The organism is Paracoccus sulfuroxidans (genome assembly GCF_007830335.1).
GTDB lineage: Bacteria > Pseudomonadota > Alphaproteobacteria > Rhodobacterales > Rhodobacteraceae > Paracoccus > Paracoccus sulfuroxidans.
Genome location: NZ_VLKU01000003.1, coordinates 298,611 through 315,252, shown reverse-complemented (window position 1 = coordinate 315,252; position 16,642 = coordinate 298,611). Strand labels below are relative to the sequence as shown.

Genomic DNA, 16,642 nt, shown 5'->3' with positions numbered 1-16,642 from the left:
GAGCCCGCCTTTTCTTTTCCGCGCCGCCTCGATTTAGCCGAACAATGCGAAATATTTAGATGCGCTTTCGAAACCGGATTACCCCAATCGTCCCGCAGATTATTGGCCAGAAATAAAAAAGACGGCCGCAGCACCTGCCGCGACCGCCCTGAATTGCGCAAAACCTCAGATCAGGCGCTGAAGTTTCCGCCGGTCAGCAGAACCCACCAGACTTTCCCCGACGGCTCCTGATACCAGCCGATGGCGAATTCGGTCGCGCGCGGGTCCATGATGATGTCGCGGGTATCGCGGGTCTGCATCCAGGCGTTCAGCGTCACCATCTCATTCTCATAGGTCTCGCTGATGTTCTCGCCGATCAGATGGCCCATGTAGCCCTGACGCCGGATCCGGTCGAGCGGCGAGGACGCGTCCGAGCCGAAATGCCAGGCCCGGTTCTGCGCCGACATGTCGCGCGCATGCGCCACGGCAGCGGCCTTCAGCTGCTGGCTTTCGGCCACCGGCGCCAGCCCGGCATTGGCGCGCAGCATGTTGATCTGTCCCATGACGCGGGCCGGAATCTCGGCCTCATCGCGCGGGGTGATCTTGTAGGCGACCGGAATCGGCTGCCCGTCAGGACCCAATTGCGGACCACGCGACTGGCAAGCGGCAAGCGCCAGCACAGAGAGAATGGCCAAAGTGCTCAGTTTCAGCATGATTTCCTGTCCCGGATGATATTTTGGTGACACGCATATCGAAGCGCCGGTTCCCAATCAAACCCAAGATTGCGTGAAGGTCACAAGCATCAACCCTGTTGCCTCAATAGCGCTGGTTTTATTTGCATAGACTCGCGCACGGGCGTAAATGCGCAGAATTGAGGAAGGCACATACTTACCCATCGCGCACAGACCGCGCCAAGCGGCTATGGCACCTATCAGGAGCATGAGATGACCACCCAGAAAAAACCGGACCTGTCGCGCCGGACATTTCTGACCACTTCGGCCGCGATTGGCGCAGCCGGTCTGGCCAGCCCCGCGCTTGCTCAGGCGATCGACCCCTATACCGGCCAGGCTCTGGTGGGTGCAGGCGGCGGCGCAACCCCGGATGCCGGGGTCGTGCAATATGATTCGCAGCAGGATTCGCGGCGCAACATCTCCAGCTTCCGCATGCAGGACTGGCAGCCCTATTTCACCAATCTGACGAATGGTGCGGTGCTGGTCGACCTGACCTCGCGCGCGCTGCATTACTGGGGGGAAGACGGGCAGACCTACCGCCTGTTCCCGACCTCGGTCCCGGTCAGCCCCGAGCTGACCCGCACCGGCCGCACCGAGATCATCAAGAAGGTCGAGGGTCCGACCTGGGCGCCGACGCCCTCGATGAAGAAGGCGAACCCGGAATGGCCGGATTTCGTCCCTGCGGGCGACCCGCTGAACCCGATGGGCACGCATGCGCTGTGGCTCAGCTGGCAGTATTACCGCATCCACGGCACGCATGACACGCGCAAGATCGGTCGGAAATCGTCGAACGGCTGCATCGGCCTTTACAACGAACATATTCAGGAACTCTTCGCGCTCACCAATGTGGGCACGCAGGTTCTGCTGCTGTAACCGCAGCCCGGAACGACGGAAACGGCCCCCTTTCGGGGGCCTTTTTCATATCCAGCCCGACAGGTTTTCGCCGATAAGGTTCGCCAGCATCGCGATATGGTCGGGGTTGTCGTTGAGACAGGGGATATAGGTGAAATCCTTGCCGCCGGCATGCTCATAGGCCTCGCGGATCTCGCCCTGGATTTCCTCCAGCGTCTCGATGCAATCCGCCGCGAAGGCCGGAGAGATCACGGCGATATCCGTCACCCCCTGCTTCGCCAGCTCGGCCACATGCTGGACGGTGTAGGGGCGCAGCCATTCCTCGGTCCCGAAGACCGACTGGAAGGTCGTGTCGATCACCCCATCGGGCCAGCCCAGACGGGCCTGCAGCAGGCGCGAGGTCTTCTGGCACTGGCAGTGATAGGGGTCGCCCTCCATCAGATAGCGCTTGGGCATGCCGTGATAGCTGGCGACCAGCCGCTGCGGAATGCGCCCGCCCAAGGCCTGCGTGACGGAATTCGCCAGCGCGTCGATATAGTCCTCGCGGTCGAAATAGGCGGGAACGGTCCGCGCGGCAGGCTGCCATTTCTGCGTCATCAGGGCGCGGAAGAACTGGTCATTCGCCGTAGCCGTCGTCGCGCCGGCATATTGCGGATAAAGCGGCAGGAAGACGATGCGCTGGCAGCCCGCCTTCACCATCCGTTCGACCACATCCGGCGTCGAGGGGTTGCCATAGCGCATGCAGAAATCGACCATGACCTGATCGCCCCAGCGCCGCTGTGCCTCGGCCGAAAGCGCCGCGACCTGGCGCTTGGTGATGGTCATCATCGGGCTTTCATTCGCCTCATTGTTCCAGATCAGGCGATAGTTTGCGCCCGAGGTGAAGGGGCGTTTCGACAGGATGATCCCCTGCAGAAGAGGCTGCCATTTCCACGCCGGATAGTCGATCACCCGCTTGTCCGACAGGAATTCGCTCAGATAGCGGCGCATCGACCAGTAATCCGTGGCATCCGGCGTGCCCAGGTTCGCAATCAGCACCCCGATGCGCGGGGTCGCGATCTGGGGATGGTCCGAGGGGGCGCGGTCTGGGCGGCTCATGGCGTCGTCTTCCTTGTCGCTGCAAGCGCATCCGCCAGGGCCGTGCGGGCCGTCCCTGGGCGAAGCGGTTTCTGTTGAGAGGGATCGGGCGCCCAGCCGGTCAGAAAGACCAGATCGAAAGTGGCGCGGATCCGGGTCGGATCAGCCGGATCGGCATAGCGTCCGGCATAGATTTCGGCGGCTTTGCGCATCACGCCGGGGGCGGTCGCGCGGCGCAGACGTTGGGCAAGCGCGTTCCCCTCGCCCATGCCGCGCAGATCCTGCGCCAGATGTGCAAGGTTGCGATAGCTGGCGCGCTGCGTCAGCAGATCGGCCACCGGCAAGGCCAGCCCTGCCCGCCCGATCAGCCCACCCAGATCACGGATCTCTCCCATCGGCAGGACGCGAGGCGAGAGGCCGCCCGTGAGCTGCGTCTCGGCCTGCATCAGGCTGTCGCGCAATTCGGTCAGGGTCTGGCCGCCGGGACAGACGGCGATCAGCAGCCCGTCGGGGCGCAGCGCGCGCGCCGATTGTACCAGCTGGCCCACGGGGTCATCGGCCCAATGCAGCGCCATCGCGTGGATCACCAGATCGAACGAGGCCAGCGGCAGGTCCAGCACCGGCGTGTCGGGCACGATCCGGGCACCGGGGCGGAAGTCCTGCCAGAGCTCGGGGTGGCCGGTGACAATCGCCACGTCGTTAAACGATCTGTTAATCTCGGAGAGCCTATCCTCGATCTCATCGGCGGCGATTCGATGCAGGAAATCGACCGTCCCCAGTTTACGGGACCGGACGCGGTTCCGCTCAAGTGCGGGGCGATCTGTCAGCTTCGGGCTCTGAGAGGATGGGACGGTCTGCATGTTGGAGGGGAACATAGGGTGGTTCAGGCCCTGATGAAAGGCGCATTGCGGTTGTTCTTTCCGCCGCAATGCCTTGGCTGCGCCGAGCCGGTGGTCGAGGAAGGGGCGCTGTGTGGCACCTGCTGGCAAGACACGGAATTCATCAACGCGCATTCCTGCGCGCAATGCGGCGTGCCCCTGCCTCCGGGTGAGGATGCGGGTCCAGTGCATTGCGACGATTGCCTGGCAATCCCCCGACCCTGGCAGGACGGGCGGGCGGTGCTGGTCTATCGCGGCACGGGGCGCAAGCTTGCGATGATGCTGAAGCATGGCGACCGGCTGGATCTGGTCCCGGCGCTTGGGGTCTGGCTGGCGCGGGTGGGGGAGTCGCTCATCAAGCCGGGAATGGTGGTGACGCCGGTGCCGATCCATCCGCGTCGTCTGATGATGCGCAAGTTCAATCAGGCGGCGATGCTGTCGCGGCGCGTCGCTTTGACGCATGGGCTGGTGCATGCGCCCGATCTTTTGCGCCGCGCCCGCTATACTCCATCGCAGGGTCAGGCTGATTTCGCGGCGCGGGCGCTGAACCAGCAGGGCTCGATCACCCTGCGCGCGGGCGCGCTGCAGGCAATTGCGGGAAAGCCCGTGCTGCTGGTCGATGACGTCATGGCCTCGGGCGCGACGCTGGCTGTGGCGACCGAGGCGCTGGTGGCCGCAGGTGCGGGGCAGGTCTCGGTGCTGGTGCTGGCGCGCGCGGTCAAGGACACCTAGATAAGGGGAAACATATATCCACCCACGGAGCCGAACGATCATGGCCAAGGTCGAAATCTATACCACACGCACCTGCCCCTATTGCCTTGCGGCGAAGGCCCTGCTGACCCGCAAGGGCGTCGCCTTCGAGGAAACCGATGTCGGTGCCGATCCGTCCCTGCGCATTGCCATGATGGAACGCGCGGGCGGGCGACGCTCGGTGCCGCAGATCTTCATCGACGGGCAACATGTGGGCGGCAGTGACGATCTGCATGCGCTGGAGCGCGAGGGCAAGCTCGACGGTCTGCTGGGGCTTGCGGCATGAGCGACTGGCAGCCCGTCAAGGCCGGGCTGGTCCAGCTGAACGTCTCGGACGATCCGGCGGCGAACCTGCCGGTGACGCGCGCGCTGATCCGTGAGGCCGCAGCGGCGGGCGCAGGCTTCGTGCTGACGCCCGAGGCCACGAACCTTCTGGGCGCGAACCGCGCAACGCAGGCCCGCGTCCTGCGCACCGAGGCCGAGGACCCGACCCTTGCCGCCCTGCGCGCCGATGCGGCCGAGTTGGGGATCTGGCTGCTGATCGGCTCGCTTTCGCTGAAAAGCGAGGCTGAGGATGAGGCCCGCCATGTCAACCGCAGCTTCCTGATCTCGCCCAAGGGCGAGATCGTCGCGCGCTATGACAAGCTGCATATGTTCGACGTGGTGATTTCGGAGACCGAGAGCTATCGCGAGTCGGCCGCGTTCCGCCCGGGTGAGCGGGCGGTGCTGGCCGAGGGCCCCGCGCCTTTGGGCATGACCATCTGTTACGATGTGCGCTTTCCCGCCCTCTACCGTGCGCTGGCGCAGGCCGGGGCCGAGGTGCTGACCGTGCCCGCCGCCTTCAACGACACCACCGGCGCGGCCCATTGGGAGGTGCTGCTGCGCGCCCGCGCCATCGAGAATGGCAGCTATGTGCTGGCCCCCGCCCAATGCGGGACCCATCCGCGCCGGCTGTCCAAGGGCGGCAGGCCGCGGCGCAGCCATGGCCATTCCCTGGCCGTTGACCCCTGGGGCAAAGTGCTGGTCGACGCAGGGGAAGAGCCCGGCATCGCCATCGTCGAGCTTGACCCCAGGGCCGTCCTTGAGGCACGGTCCCGCATCCCATCCCTGACGCATGATCGCGATTTTCTAGGCCCATGACTGAAAAGCAGATTTCCAGTCCGCCCCCGCAGGCGGATGAGCCGGCCGATGCGCTGGCGGCCAGCCTGATCTCGGAGGTGTTCATCTCGGAGCAGCTGGCGCGTGACCTGATCGGGAAATCGCTGCCGAAGGGGATGCAGATTTCGCATTTCTCGGTCCTGAACCTGCTGGCGCATCTGAATGTCGAGCGCAGCCCCGCCGAACTGGCCGAGGCGTTCCATGTGACGCGTGGCGCGATGACCAACACGCTATCGCGGCTGGAATGGGCCGGGCATGTCCATATCCGCCCCGACTGGGACGACGCGCGGCGCAAGTTCGTGGCGATCAGCCCGGCGGGCCGCGCGGCGCGGGATGCGGCGCTGGCCTCATTCATGCCGCGAATCGCCGATGTGGTGCGGGATGTGGGCGCGGACCGGGTGCGCGCCGCCCTGCCCGTGCTGCGGATGCTGCGCAAGCAGCTGGAAGAGACGCTGCGCCAGACGCCGCGCTGAGGCGTCGGCGTCGGGCTGGCGTCTTTTTGGGTATTTGGGCAACAGAGAAGTTTGCGAGCCTCAGGCGTCGCGCAGGGCGGTGATGAGGTAGTTTACCGAGAGGTCGCGGTGTGAGAGCGACCAGCTCCAGCCCAGCGGGTTGAAGACCATGCCGCAGCTGTCGACGGGCTGGAGGCCAGTGGCGCTTATCATTTGCGAGAGTTCGGCGGGCGTGATGAAACGCTGCCAGTCATGTGTGCCCTTCGGCAGCCAGCGCATGATCCATTCGGCGCCGACAATGGCGGCTGCGAAGCTGCGGGCGGTGCGGTTCAGGGTCGAGGCGATCAGCATGCCTCCGGGTCGCGTCAATGCCTGGCAGGTGGCGATGAATTCGGCCGGGACCGCAACATGCTCGACAATTTCGAGGGCGAGGACGACGTCGTAACCGGCCCCTTCCGCCAGAAGCGTTTCGGCGGTGGTGGCGCGGTAGTCGATGTCGAGCCCCTGTTCGGCGGCATGAAGGCTTGCAACCGAAATGTTGAGTTCGGCCGCATCCGCGCCGGTGACCTTTGCCCCAAGTCGGGCCATCGGTTCAGCCATGAGGCCGCCGCCGCAGCCGATGTCGAGGAGGCTCAGCCCCTCGAACGGGCGGGGCTGTTTCAGGTCGCGACCGAAACGCGCGGCGATCTGGGCGGTGACATAGTCCAGCCGCGTCGGGTTCAGCATGTGGAGCGGCTTGAATTTGCCGTTCGGGTCCCACCATTCCCGGGCCATTGCCTGAAACTTGGCGACCTCGGCGGGATCGATGCTGCTTTGTGCTGTCGTTTCGGTCATGTGCCGTCCTTCATGTGGCGGGCGCGTGCGCGGCGCTGTATAGTGATGTCATGGACAGATTGGCAGGGCAAATCGGCGGGGGTCCGTCGCAGGGCAAACTTCATCCGATGGTCGAGCCTTTCGACCAGCGCATGATCGATGTGGGCGATGGTCACCAGATCTATCTGGAGCAGAGCGGCAATCCCCTGGGCACTCCCGTCATCGTCCTGCATGGCGGCCCGGGCGGCGGGTGCAGCCCCTATATGCGCCGCTTTTTCGACCCTTCGGCCTATCGCGTCGTGCTGTTTGACCAGCGCGGCTGCGGGCGGTCGCGGCCGCATGCCTCGATCGAGGCGAATACCACCCAGCATTTGCTGGACGACATCGCCCTGATCCGGCGCGAGCTGGGGATCGAGCGCTCGATCCTGTTCGGCGGCAGCTGGGGGGCGACGCTGGCGATTGCGGCGGCCGAGGCCGCGCCGGATGCGGTGACCGCGCTGGTGCTGCGCGGCGTCTTTCTGGCACGCAAGCGCGAGCTGGACTGGTTCTATGGCGGCGGCGTGGCCCGCTTCTTCCCCGACCGCTGGGCCGAGTTCACTCGCCTGATCCCCGAGGATGAGCGCGGCGATCTGATCGGCGCCTATCACCGGCGGCTGTTCAGCGGCGACCGTTCGGAAGAGGTGCGCTTCTCGCTGCCCTGGCTCAGCTGGGAAAACTCGCTGGCGGGGCTCGAGATTGCCGGGGGCAGCAATGCCCCGCCCGATTACGCCCGCGCCTTCGCCCGGCTGGAGAACCATTACTTCGTCAACAACTGCTTCCTTGAGGAAGGGCAGTTGCTGCGCGACCGCCATATGATCGAGCATATTCCGGCGGTGATCGTGCAGGGGCGCTATGACATGGTCTGCCCGCCGCAGACCGCATGGGAGCTGGCCGAGGGTTGGCAACGGGCGCAGCTGCGCATGGTCGCAGCCTCGGGTCATGCGCTCAGCGAGCCGCGAATCGCGCTGGAACTGGTGCGTGTGATGGACGGGATGCGCGACGATGATGCAGGCGTCCTGCGCTAGGCATCGCCGCCCCCGACCGGTGACCCGGCAAGGCGATTCCGACCGCATGCGGCTTTTCCTTGCATTCGCGCAGATTCGCCCCTATATGCCACTCAACAGCGGCGCAGGCTTCCACAACCTGCCCACCGGTAAGTCGCACGGGCCGCAAGGGCCCGTTTTTTGTATTTGGAGTCACCATGACCGAACTCATTGCCAAGACCGCCATCGACCGGCGTCTGGCCGAGATCATCGGCCCGGTCATCGAAGACCTTGGGTTCGAACTGGTGCGCGTGCGCCTGCAGGGCGGCAAGACCGCCACGCTGCAGATCATGGCCGACCGTCCCGAGGGCGGGATCAATGTCGATGATTGTGCCGATATCTCGACCGCCGTTTCGGCCGTTCTGGATGTCGAAGACCCGATCGAGGACAATTATCATCTTGAGGTCTCCAGCCCCGGCATCGACCGGCCGCTGACGCGCCTCAAGGACTTCGAGACCTTCGAGGGCTATGAGGTCCGTCTGGAAACCAACCAGCCCATCGACGGGCGCAAGCGCTTCAAGGGCGTTCTGGCCGGTGTCGAGGGTGAGGAAGTGCTGCTGAACATCGAAGAAGGCACCATCGGGCTGAACTTCGACCTGCTCTCGGATGCGAAGCTTGTCCTGACCGATGAGCTGATCGCCGAGATGCTGAAGCAGAAGAAGGATTCGGGCGTCCAGATCGACAATCTGGATGAAACCATCTTTGACGAAATCGAAACCGAAGACGGCGACGCCGCCGACCTGAAGGAGTGACCAATGGCCATCACCTCTGCCAACCAGCTTGAGCTGCTGCAGACCGCCGAAGCTGTCGCACGCGAGAAGATGATCGATCCCGATCTGGTGATCGAGGCCATGGAAGACAGCCTCGCGCGCGCTGCGAAGTCGCGCTATGGCTCGGAAATGGACATTCGCGTCCAGATCGACCGCAAGAATGGCAACGCCACCTTCACCCGCGTCCGCACCGTCGTCGCCGATGAAGAGGTCGAGAACTATCAGGCGCAGCTGACCATCGATCAGGCGAAGCCCTATTTCGAAGCCAGCAAGAAATCCGACAGCTACTGGACCCGCGACGGCGCGAAGGTCGAAAGCTTCGTGGGCGGCCCGCAGATCGGCGACGTCTTCCAGGAGCAGGTGCCCCCGGTCGAGCTGGGCCGCATCGCCGCGCAATCGGCCAAGCAGGTCATCCTGCAGCGCGTCCGCGAGGCCGAGCGTGACCGCCAGTATGAAGAATTCAAGGACCGCGCCGGTACCATCATCAACGGCGTCGTCAAGCGCGAGGAATATGGCAACATCATCGTCGATGTGGGCCGTGGCGAAGCCATCCTGCGCCGCAATGAAAAGATCGGCCGCGAGAGCTATCGCCCGAACGACCGCATCCGCGCCTATGTGAAGGACGTCCGCCGCGAGACCCGTGGCCCGCAGATCTTCCTGTCGCGCACCGATCCGCAGTTCATGGCCGAGCTCTTCAAGATGGAAGTGCCGGAGATCTATGACGGCGTCATCGAGATCAAGGCCTGCGCCCGCGATCCGGGGTCGCGCGCCAAGATCGCGGTCATCAGCTATGACAACTCGATCGACCCGGTCGGCGCCTGCGTCGGTATGCGCGGCTCGCGCGTGCAGGCGGTCGTGGGTGAGCTTCAGGGCGAAAAGATCGACATCATTCCGTGGTCGGACGATCAGGCGACGTTCCTGGTGAACGCGCTGCAGCCTGCCGAGGTCGCCAAGGTCGTCTTCGACGAAGAGGCCAACAAGATCGAGGTCGTGGTGCCCGACGAACAGCTGTCGCTGGCCATTGGCCGTCGCGGCCAGAACGTGCGCCTTGCCTCGCAGCTGACCGGCCTTGATATCGACATCCTGACCGAGGAAGAGGAATCGAAGCGTCGTCAGGTTGAATTCAACGCGCGGACAAAACTCTTTGTCGACGCTCTTGATCTGGACGAGTTCTTTGCCCAACTTCTGGTGGCAGAAGGCTTTACCAACCTTGAAGAAGTCGCCTACGTCGATCTGGACGAACTGCTGTCCATCGAAGGCGTCGATGAAGGCACTGCCGAAGAACTGCAGACCCGTGCACGCGAGCATCTGGAGGCGGTCAATCGTGCCGCTCTGGAAAACGCCCGTGCCCTTGGTGCGGAAGACAGCCTGATCGAATTCGAAGGGCTGACCCCGCAGATGGTCGAGGCTTTGGCCAAGGACGGCGTGAAGACGCTGGAAGATTTCGCGACCTGCGCCGACTGGGAACTGGCCGGCGGCTGGACCACCGAAAACGGTCAGCGCAAGAAGGACGAAGGGCTGCTTGAGCCTTACTCTGTCAGCCTGGAAGACGCCCAGACCATGATCATGACCGCACGCGTCATGCTGGGCTGGGTCGACCCGAGCGAGCTGGAGAAGGCTGCCGAGGAAGATGCCGATGGCGAAGCCGGTGACGAGGACGAAGGTCAGGAGGCCGGGGTGTAACGCCCCGGGAGAAGCATGACACGCGGGGGACTGACCAAGGACCGCGAGACGTCTGAACGGCGCTGCATCGTCACGGGTGAGGTCCAGCCAAGGGCTGGGCTGATCCGTTTCGTGGCCAGCCCCGAAGGCGAGGTCGTCCCCGACCTTGCCGAAAAGCTGCCTGGTCGCGGCTTTTGGGTGATCTCGGACCGTGCTGCGCTGGACAAGGCGGCGGGCAAGGGACTTTTCTCGCGCGGGGCCAAGGCTCAGGTCAAGGCCCCGCCCGAGTTGCTGGCGATGATAGAAGCAGGGCTTGCGCGACGTGTCACCGACACATTATCGCTGGCCCGGAAGGCCGGGCTTGCGGTGGCAGGCTTCGAGAAGGTCAAGGACTGGCTGGCCAACGGAAAGGCCAAAGTCCTGTTGCAGGCGAGCGATGGCTCGGAACGCGGAAAAGGCAAGCTGTGGACGCCGCCCGGTGGGCGGTGGTTCGGTTGTCTGACCGCATCAGAATTGGGTTTGTCCTTTGGGCGCGATCATGTCATACACAGCGCGCTTGCGCCGGGGGGCCTGACTGACAAACTGATCAGGGACGCGAGCAGACTGAATGGTCTGCGCGGGCATGACGGCGATGTTTCCGCCGGGAAGGAATGAAGATCGGAATGAGCGATAACGACGGTAAGAAACCCTTGGGTCTTGGTGGCGGCTCTGGCCGTTCGGGCAGTGTGAAGCAAAGCTTCAGCCACGGCCGGACCCATAATGTGGTCGTCGAGACCAAGCGCAAGCGCGTCGTCGTGCCGGGCAAGACCGGTGCGGGCGGCGGCCGTTCGGGGTCACCCTCGGCGGTTTCCGGCGATCCTTCCAAACGCCCGGCTGGCATCTCGGACGCCGAGATGGAACGCCGTATGGCCGCCCTGCGCGCCGCCAAGGCCCGCGAGGCCGATGAGGCCGCACAGCGCGAGGCCGACGAAAAGGCACGCGAGGAAGAACGCGAACGCCGCCGGGCCGAGCTTGAGGCCCGCGAGCGCGAAGAGCGTGAGCGTGAAGAGGCCCTTCGCCTAAAGGCCGAAGAAGAAGAGCGTCGCGTCCGTGAAGCGGCCGAGGCTCAGCAGCGCGCCCGCGAAAGCGAACAGCGCGCCGCCGCCCAGCCTGCCGCACGCGCCAAGACCGATGCACGCGCGAAGCCCGCGGCTCCGGGCGAAAAGCCCGCTGTTCCGGACCGCGCCGCTGTCGAGGCTGCTGCCGCTCGCGCCGAGACCAAGGGCGTCAGCACCGCAGCTCCGCGCAAGACCGAGCGTGACCGCGACGGTCGTGGCGCCGGCGATGACCGCGACAGCCGTAACAAGGCACGTGACGACAACCGCCGCACGACCGGCAAGCTGTCGATCAACCAGGCGCTTGGCGACGGCGAAGGCGGCCGCCAGCGCTCGATCGCGGCGATGAAGCGCAAGCAGGAAAAAGCCCGTCAAAAGGCGATGGGCGGCAATATGCGCGCCGAAAAACAGGCCCGCGACGTCCAGTTGCCCGAATCCATCGTGGTCTCGGAACTGGCCAACCGCATGGCCGAGCGTACGCCTGACGTCATCAAGTCGCTGATGCGCATGGGCATGATGGTCACGGCGAACCAGGCAATCGACGCCGACACCGCCGAACTGGTGATCGAGGAATTCGGCCACAAGACGATCCGCGTGTCGGATTCGGACGTGGAACAGGTCATCGACACCGTCGTCGACAAGCCCGAGGATCTGCAGTCGCGGCCTCCGGTCGTGACCATCATGGGCCACGTCGACCACGGCAAGACCTCGCTTCTGGATGCGATCCGCAACGCGAACGTCGTTTCCGGCGAAGCGGGCGGGATCACCCAGCACATCGGTGCCTATCAGGTGAAGGCGAAGAACGGCTCGCTGCTGACCTTCCTCGACACCCCCGGCCACGCCGCGTTCACCTCGATGCGTGCCCGTGGTGCGCAGGTGACCGATATCGTCGTGCTGGTGGTTGCGGCCGATGACGCCGTGATGCCGCAGACGGTCGAGGCGATCAATCACGCCAAGGCGGCCAAGGTTCCGATGATCGTCGCGATCAACAAGATCGACAAGCCGACCGCGAACCCGCAGAAAGTCCGCACGGACCTGCTGCAGCACGAAGTCGTCGTCGAGGCGATGTCGGGCGATGTGCAGGACGTCGAGATCTCGGCCAAGACCGGTCAGGGTCTGGATCAACTGCTGGAAGCCATCGCGCTGCAGTCGGAAATCCTTGAACTGACCGCGAACCCCGAACGCCCGGCTCAGGGCGCGGTGATCGAGGCACAGCTTGACGTGGGCCGTGGCCCCGTGGCGACGGTTCTGGTGCAGAACGGCACGCTGAAGCGCGGCGACATCTTCGTCGTCGGCGAACAGTGGGGCAAGGTCCGCGCGCTGATCAACGACAAGGGCGACCGCGTCGACGAAGCGGGTCCCTCGGTCCCGGTCGAGGTTCTGGGCCTGAACGGCACGCCCGAAGCGGGTGACGTGCTGAACGTGGTCGAGACCGAAGCGCAGGCGCGCGAGATTGCGGATTACCGCATCAACGCCGCCAAGGACAAACGTGCCGCAGCCGGTGCCGCGATCACACTGGACCAGATGCTGGCCAAGGCGAAAGCCGACCAGTCGGTCGCCGAACTGCCGGTGGTGGTGAAGGCGGACGTGCAGGGCTCGGCCGAAGCGATCGTTCAGGCGCTGGAAAAAGTCGGCAACGACGAGGTCCGCGTGCGCGTGCTGCACTATGGCGTCGGCGCGATCACCGAATCCGATATCGGTCTGGCCGAAGCCAGCCAGGCCCCGGTCATCGGCTTCAACGTCCGTGCCAATGCCCCGGCGCGCGCCAGCGCGAACCAGAAGGGTGTCGAGATCCGCTATTACTCGATCATCTATGATCTGGTGGATGACATCAAAGCCGCTGCGTCGGGCCTGCTGTCGGCCGAAGTCAAGGAACACTTCATCGGCTATGCCGAGATCCGCGAAGTCTTCCGTGTCTCGGGCGTGGGCAACGTCGCAGGCTGTCTGGTCACCGAAGGCGTCGCTCGCCGCTCGGCTGGCGTCCGTCTGCTACGCGACAACGTGGTGATCCATGAGGGCACGCTGAAGACGCTCAAGCGCTTCAAGGACGAGGTCAAGGAAGTCCAGTCCGGTCAGGAATGCGGCATGGCCTTCGAGAATTACGACGACATCCGCAAGGGCGATGTCATCGAGATCTTCGAGCGCGAGGAAGTGCAGCGCCAGCTTTAAGCTGGTGCCACCTCCCCATCCCACCCAAAAAGAACGGGGCTCCGAAAGGAGCCTCGTAATCTTTTGTGGTGTATGGTCTGTCTGTTCCGGCTTGGCTTAGTGCAGCCCGACCGGCTTGCCTTCATAGGTCTTGTTGCCGACGCGCACGATAATGTTGCCGTTGGAAACCTGACGCTCAAAGACACCCTGGACAGAAATACAGCTACCGATCGTGATCGTGCGAATCATGCCCAATTCTCCTCCTGTGCAGATTAAGAATTACACAAATGTGTAATCTGTTAACCAGATATTTCTCTTGAGGGGCAGACTATTGCATGATTGCAACCCTGGGGCCTCGGCCGGTCACAGCCAGTCCCGCAGGATCGGCACCAGCGGCAGGTCGGCGGGCGGCATCGGATAGTTGCCGAAATCGCGCGGATGCGCCCAGGCCAGCACCTGCCCCTCGCGCGGGTGGGGGATGCCCTCCCACTTGCGGCAGGCGAAAAGCGGCATCAGCAGATGGAAATCATCATAGCTGTGGCTGGCGAAGGTCAGGGGCGCGAGGCATGAGGACCAGGTGTTGATCCCCAGCTCCTCATGCAATTCGCGGATCAGCGCGGCCTCGGGCGTCTCTCCGGGCTCGACCTTGCCGCCGGGAAACTCCCACAGGCCCGCGAGGGACTTGCCCTCGGGGCGCTGCGCCAGAAGGACGCGGCCGTCCTTGTCGATCAGGGCGACCGCTGCAACAAGCAGAACCTTCACCGGATCAGGACCGGTAATCGGCGTTGATGTCGATATAGCGATGCGTCAGGTCGCAGGTCCAGACGGTCCGCTTGCCCTTGCCGAGCCCCAGATCGACGCCGATGACCAGATTGTCGCGCTTCATATAGGCGCTGGTCGCGGCCTCGCTGTAGCTGGGGGCGCGCCAGCCGTTCTCGGCCACAGTGATGTCGCCGAAGCGGATGGTCAGCTTATCGCGGTCGGCATTGGCGCCGGATTTGCCGACGGCCATCACCACCCTGCCCCAGTTCGCGTCTTCGCCTGCGATGGCCGTCTTGACCAGCGGCGAATTCGCAATCGCCATGGCCACGCGCGAGGCATCGCCCGCCGTCGCGGCACCGGTGACCTGAATCTCGACGAATTTGGTCGCGCCTTCGCCGTCCTTGACGACCTGCTGCGCCAGATCCAGCATCACCTCTTTCAGCGCCTTGCTGAAGGCGCGCGCGGTGCGCGAGCGCAAATCGGTGATGGGCTGCGCCTCGGATTTGCCGGTCGCCGCCAGGATCAGCGCGTCCGAGGTCGAGGTGTCGCTGTCGACGGTGATCGCGTTAAAGGTCGCGTCCATATGCGAGGACAGGATCTTCTGCAGCATCTCGGGCGAGATCTTCGCGTCGGTGAAGATATAGACCAGCATCGTCGCCATATCGGGCGCGATCATGCCCGAACCCTTGGCGATCCCGGCGATGCGGATGGTGCCGCCTTCGGCCTCGATCTCGGCTGCCGCCCCTTTCGGGAAGGTGTCGGTGGTCATGATGGCCTTTGCGGCCTCGGCCGCCCCACCAACGCTAAGCTTGCCGACCAGCCCGCCGATGGCCGCGACGATGCGGTCGGCAGGCAGCGGCTCGCCAATCACGCCGGTCGAGGAAGAGAAGACCCGCTCACGCGGCACGCCAAGGCTTTTCGCCACCGCGCCGGTCACCGCGTCGACAGCCTCTTGCCCCTTGGCGCCGGTGAAGGCGTTGGCGTTGCCCGAGTTCACGATGATCGCCGCGCCCTTGGTCTGGTCGGGTTTGCCCGCAAGCTTGGCCTGACAGTCCAGCACGCAGGCCGCCCGGGTCGAGGACCGGGTGAAGGCCCCCGCCACCGCCGTGCCGGGCGCCAGACGGGCCAGCATCACATCGGTGCGGTTCTGATACTTCACGCCAGCCGCGCCAGCGGCAAATTCAACGCCGGCAATATCGGGCAGTCGCGGGAAAGACGCCGGTGCCAGAGGCGAGACCTGCTTGCCCGACACCTTGGCCGAGACCGCCGCAACGGCAGCGGCAGGCGTCTCGATCACCGCCTCGACGGCGGTGCTGGCGGCGGTTTCAACGGCCGCCTTCAGCTTCTTCACCTTCTTGCGCAGCGCCTTCAGCTTGTCGCCCTTGCCCTTGTCGGCAGCTTTGGCCTTCTCGGCAGCCTTGCTTTTGTCCTTGGCCATGTTCATTCCCCAAAGATCTTGGTGTCGTTCAGCAGATCGGGGTTCAGCCCCTCGGTCTTTTCAATCTTGGCCGCTTCGACCTGCTTGTCGATCTCGGCCTGTACTTTCTCACGACGCAGTTGAAGCGCAATCTGTTCTTTCACTTCGTCAAAGCCCGGAGCCTGCACGTCACGGCTGTCGATCAGCTTGATGACATGCCAGCCGAACTGCGTCTCGACCGGGGCCGAGATCTCGTCCTTCTTCAGCGTCTTTACCGCCTCGGCGAAGGGCGGGACCATCTGTTCGGCCTGGAACCAGCCCAGATCGCCCTTGTTGGGGCCCGAGTTGTCGGTCGATTTCTCGGTCGCCAGAGTGCCGAAATCAGCGCCCTCTTTCAGCTGCTTGGCGATCTCATCAGCCTCTTCCTTGGTTTTCACAAGGATATGGGCGGCATTATATTCGGTCTTGGGTCCGGCCTCGCCGTTGAAGGTCTTGTCGTAAAGCGCGCGCATTTCCTCTTCGGTCGGATCGGCGGCGGCGACCCGCTCCAGCGCGACACCGGCCAGGAAGCCACGGCGTTCGTTTTCAAGGGCGGCGGCATCGCGCGGCTTCAGATCGTCCTTGACCACCTGCGACACGGCGGTCTGGCGGATCATCTGGTCCAGCATCAGATCCCACAGCGCGCTGGCGGGCAGATTGGCGGCGGCGTCATGGCCCATCGCCTCTTTCATCGCGATCATCTGACCCAAAGTGATGGTATCGCCGTTGACGGTTGCGACCACGGTATCGGCATCCTGCGCCATCACGGCCCAGGGGGTCAGCCCGCCAGCCAGAATGGCCGATGCGGCAAGAAGCGGTTTCAGCATAGGTTATCCCCCGTTGATACGCACGGTCCACGCATCGGTGAACGGGCGCAAGCGTTGACAGCGCAGCATACGGGGCATACATCCGGCACAACCGAAAATGCGCGCCCGTCGCCGTTTTTCTGGCCCGTTGATAGGGCAAGGCGAATGGTTC

The 16,642-nt window shown here is 64.3% G+C and carries 18 protein-coding genes; 10 read left to right on the top strand and 8 right to left on the bottom strand.

Annotated features, from left to right (window positions below; genetic code table 11):
• Positions 1-170: 170 nt before the first annotated feature.
• A complete protein-coding gene (gene dalA, locus IQ24_RS06350; RefSeq protein ID WP_145396968.1) occupies positions 171-692 on the bottom strand; it encodes a divisome-associated lipoprotein DalA in 522 nt (173 codons plus the stop codon).
• Between the two features lie 231 nt (positions 693-923).
• Here dalA and IQ24_RS06345 point away from each other — a divergent pair, with 231 nt between their 5' ends.
• Positions 924-1,583, top strand: a complete 660-nt coding sequence (locus tag IQ24_RS06345) for a L,D-transpeptidase (RefSeq protein WP_145396967.1) — start codon at positions 924-926, stop codon at positions 1,581-1,583.
• Positions 1,584-1,628: 45 nt separating this feature from the next.
• Here the strand turns inward: IQ24_RS06345 and hemH are convergent, their stop codons facing one another.
• Together hemH and IQ24_RS06335 are read right to left on the bottom strand one after the other, a co-directional pair.
• Complete coding sequence (hemH, locus tag IQ24_RS06340; protein ID WP_145396966.1) at positions 1,629-2,660, bottom strand: ferrochelatase; 1,032 nt, start codon at positions 2,658-2,660, stop codon at positions 1,629-1,631.
• Positions 2,657-3,514 carry a methyltransferase domain-containing protein gene (locus IQ24_RS06335; protein WP_242007942.1) on the bottom strand — a complete coding sequence of 286 codons (858 nt, stop codon included), beginning with the start codon at positions 3,512-3,514 and terminating at the stop codon, positions 2,657-2,659. Before IQ24_RS06335 ends, hemH begins: the two co-directional genes overlap by 4 nt.
• 18 nt (positions 3,515-3,532) lie before the next feature.
• Between IQ24_RS06335 and IQ24_RS06330 the strand changes: the two genes are divergently transcribed.
• From IQ24_RS06330 to IQ24_RS06315, 4 genes are read left to right on the top strand one after another with little or no spacing between them, the layout of a single operon-like run.
• Positions 3,533-4,249: a ComF family protein gene (locus IQ24_RS06330; RefSeq protein WP_145396965.1), complete on the top strand. Its 717-nt coding sequence runs from the start codon at positions 3,533-3,535 to the stop codon at positions 4,247-4,249.
• A gap of 40 nt (positions 4,250-4,289) precedes the next feature.
• Complete coding sequence (gene grxC / locus IQ24_RS06325) at positions 4,290-4,553, top strand: glutaredoxin 3 (protein ID WP_145396964.1); 264 nt, start codon at positions 4,290-4,292, stop codon at positions 4,551-4,553.
• A complete protein-coding gene (locus IQ24_RS06320; RefSeq protein WP_145396963.1) occupies positions 4,550-5,407 on the top strand; it encodes a carbon-nitrogen hydrolase family protein in 858 nt (285 codons plus the stop codon). The genes grxC and IQ24_RS06320 overlap by 4 nt, the downstream gene beginning before the upstream one ends.
• Positions 5,404-5,898 carry a MarR family winged helix-turn-helix transcriptional regulator gene (locus IQ24_RS06315; RefSeq protein WP_145396962.1) on the top strand — a complete coding sequence of 165 codons (495 nt, stop codon included), beginning with the start codon at positions 5,404-5,406 and terminating at the stop codon, positions 5,896-5,898. Before IQ24_RS06320 ends, IQ24_RS06315 begins: the two co-directional genes overlap by 4 nt.
• A gap of 60 nt (positions 5,899-5,958) precedes the next feature.
• Here the strand turns inward: IQ24_RS06315 and ubiG are convergent, their stop codons facing one another.
• Positions 5,959-6,711 (bottom strand): bifunctional 2-polyprenyl-6-hydroxyphenol methylase/3-demethylubiquinol 3-O-methyltransferase UbiG, encoded by a 753-nt coding sequence (ubiG, locus tag IQ24_RS06310; RefSeq protein ID WP_145396961.1) that lies wholly within the window; start codon positions 6,709-6,711, stop codon positions 5,959-5,961.
• 50 nt (positions 6,712-6,761) lie between these two features.
• On the opposite strand from ubiG, the gene pip reads away from it, so the two are divergent.
• The 5 genes from pip to infB all read left to right on the top strand — a co-directional run bounded on the left by pip (position 6,762) and on the right by infB (position 13,467).
• Positions 6,762-7,754 (top strand): prolyl aminopeptidase, encoded by a 993-nt coding sequence (gene pip, locus IQ24_RS06305; RefSeq protein ID WP_145396960.1) that lies wholly within the window; start codon positions 6,762-6,764, stop codon positions 7,752-7,754.
• A gap of 176 nt (positions 7,755-7,930) precedes the next feature.
• Entirely contained in the window at positions 7,931-8,524 is a 594-nt protein-coding gene (gene rimP / locus IQ24_RS06300) for a ribosome maturation factor RimP (protein ID WP_145396959.1), read from the top strand.
• A gap of 3 nt (positions 8,525-8,527) precedes the next feature.
• The gene (gene nusA / locus IQ24_RS06295; RefSeq protein WP_145396958.1) at positions 8,528-10,225 is read left to right on the top strand and encodes a transcription termination factor NusA; all 1,698 of its coding nucleotides are present in this window, start codon (positions 8,528-8,530) and stop codon (positions 10,223-10,225) included.
• Between the two features lie 15 nt (positions 10,226-10,240).
• Positions 10,241-10,858, top strand: coding sequence for an RNA-binding protein (locus IQ24_RS06290; protein ID WP_145396957.1), 618 nt, complete (start codon positions 10,241-10,243; stop codon positions 10,856-10,858).
• A gap of 8 nt (positions 10,859-10,866) precedes the next feature.
• Complete coding sequence (infB, locus tag IQ24_RS06285; RefSeq protein WP_145396956.1) at positions 10,867-13,467, top strand: translation initiation factor IF-2; 2,601 nt, start codon at positions 10,867-10,869, stop codon at positions 13,465-13,467.
• Positions 13,468-13,563: 96 nt separating this feature from the next.
• Here the strand turns inward: infB and IQ24_RS20485 are convergent, their stop codons facing one another.
• The 4 genes from IQ24_RS20485 to IQ24_RS06270 form a co-directional block, all read right to left on the bottom strand.
• On the bottom strand, positions 13,564-13,695 hold the full coding sequence (locus tag IQ24_RS20485) for a hypothetical protein (RefSeq protein WP_277872860.1): 132 nt from the start codon (positions 13,693-13,695) through the stop codon (positions 13,564-13,566).
• A gap of 114 nt (positions 13,696-13,809) precedes the next feature.
• Positions 13,810-14,208 (bottom strand): (deoxy)nucleoside triphosphate pyrophosphohydrolase, encoded by a 399-nt coding sequence (locus IQ24_RS06280; RefSeq protein WP_145396955.1) that lies wholly within the window; start codon positions 14,206-14,208, stop codon positions 13,810-13,812.
• Positions 14,209-14,212: 4 nt separating this feature from the next.
• Positions 14,213-15,646 (bottom strand): bifunctional glutamate N-acetyltransferase/amino-acid acetyltransferase ArgJ, encoded by a 1,434-nt coding sequence (gene argJ, locus IQ24_RS06275; RefSeq protein WP_145396954.1) that lies wholly within the window; start codon positions 15,644-15,646, stop codon positions 14,213-14,215.
• 2 nt (positions 15,647-15,648) lie between these two features.
• The gene (locus IQ24_RS06270; RefSeq protein WP_145396953.1) at positions 15,649-16,491 is read right to left on the bottom strand and encodes a peptidylprolyl isomerase; all 843 of its coding nucleotides are present in this window, start codon (positions 16,489-16,491) and stop codon (positions 15,649-15,651) included.
• Positions 16,492-16,642 lie beyond the last annotated feature (151 nt).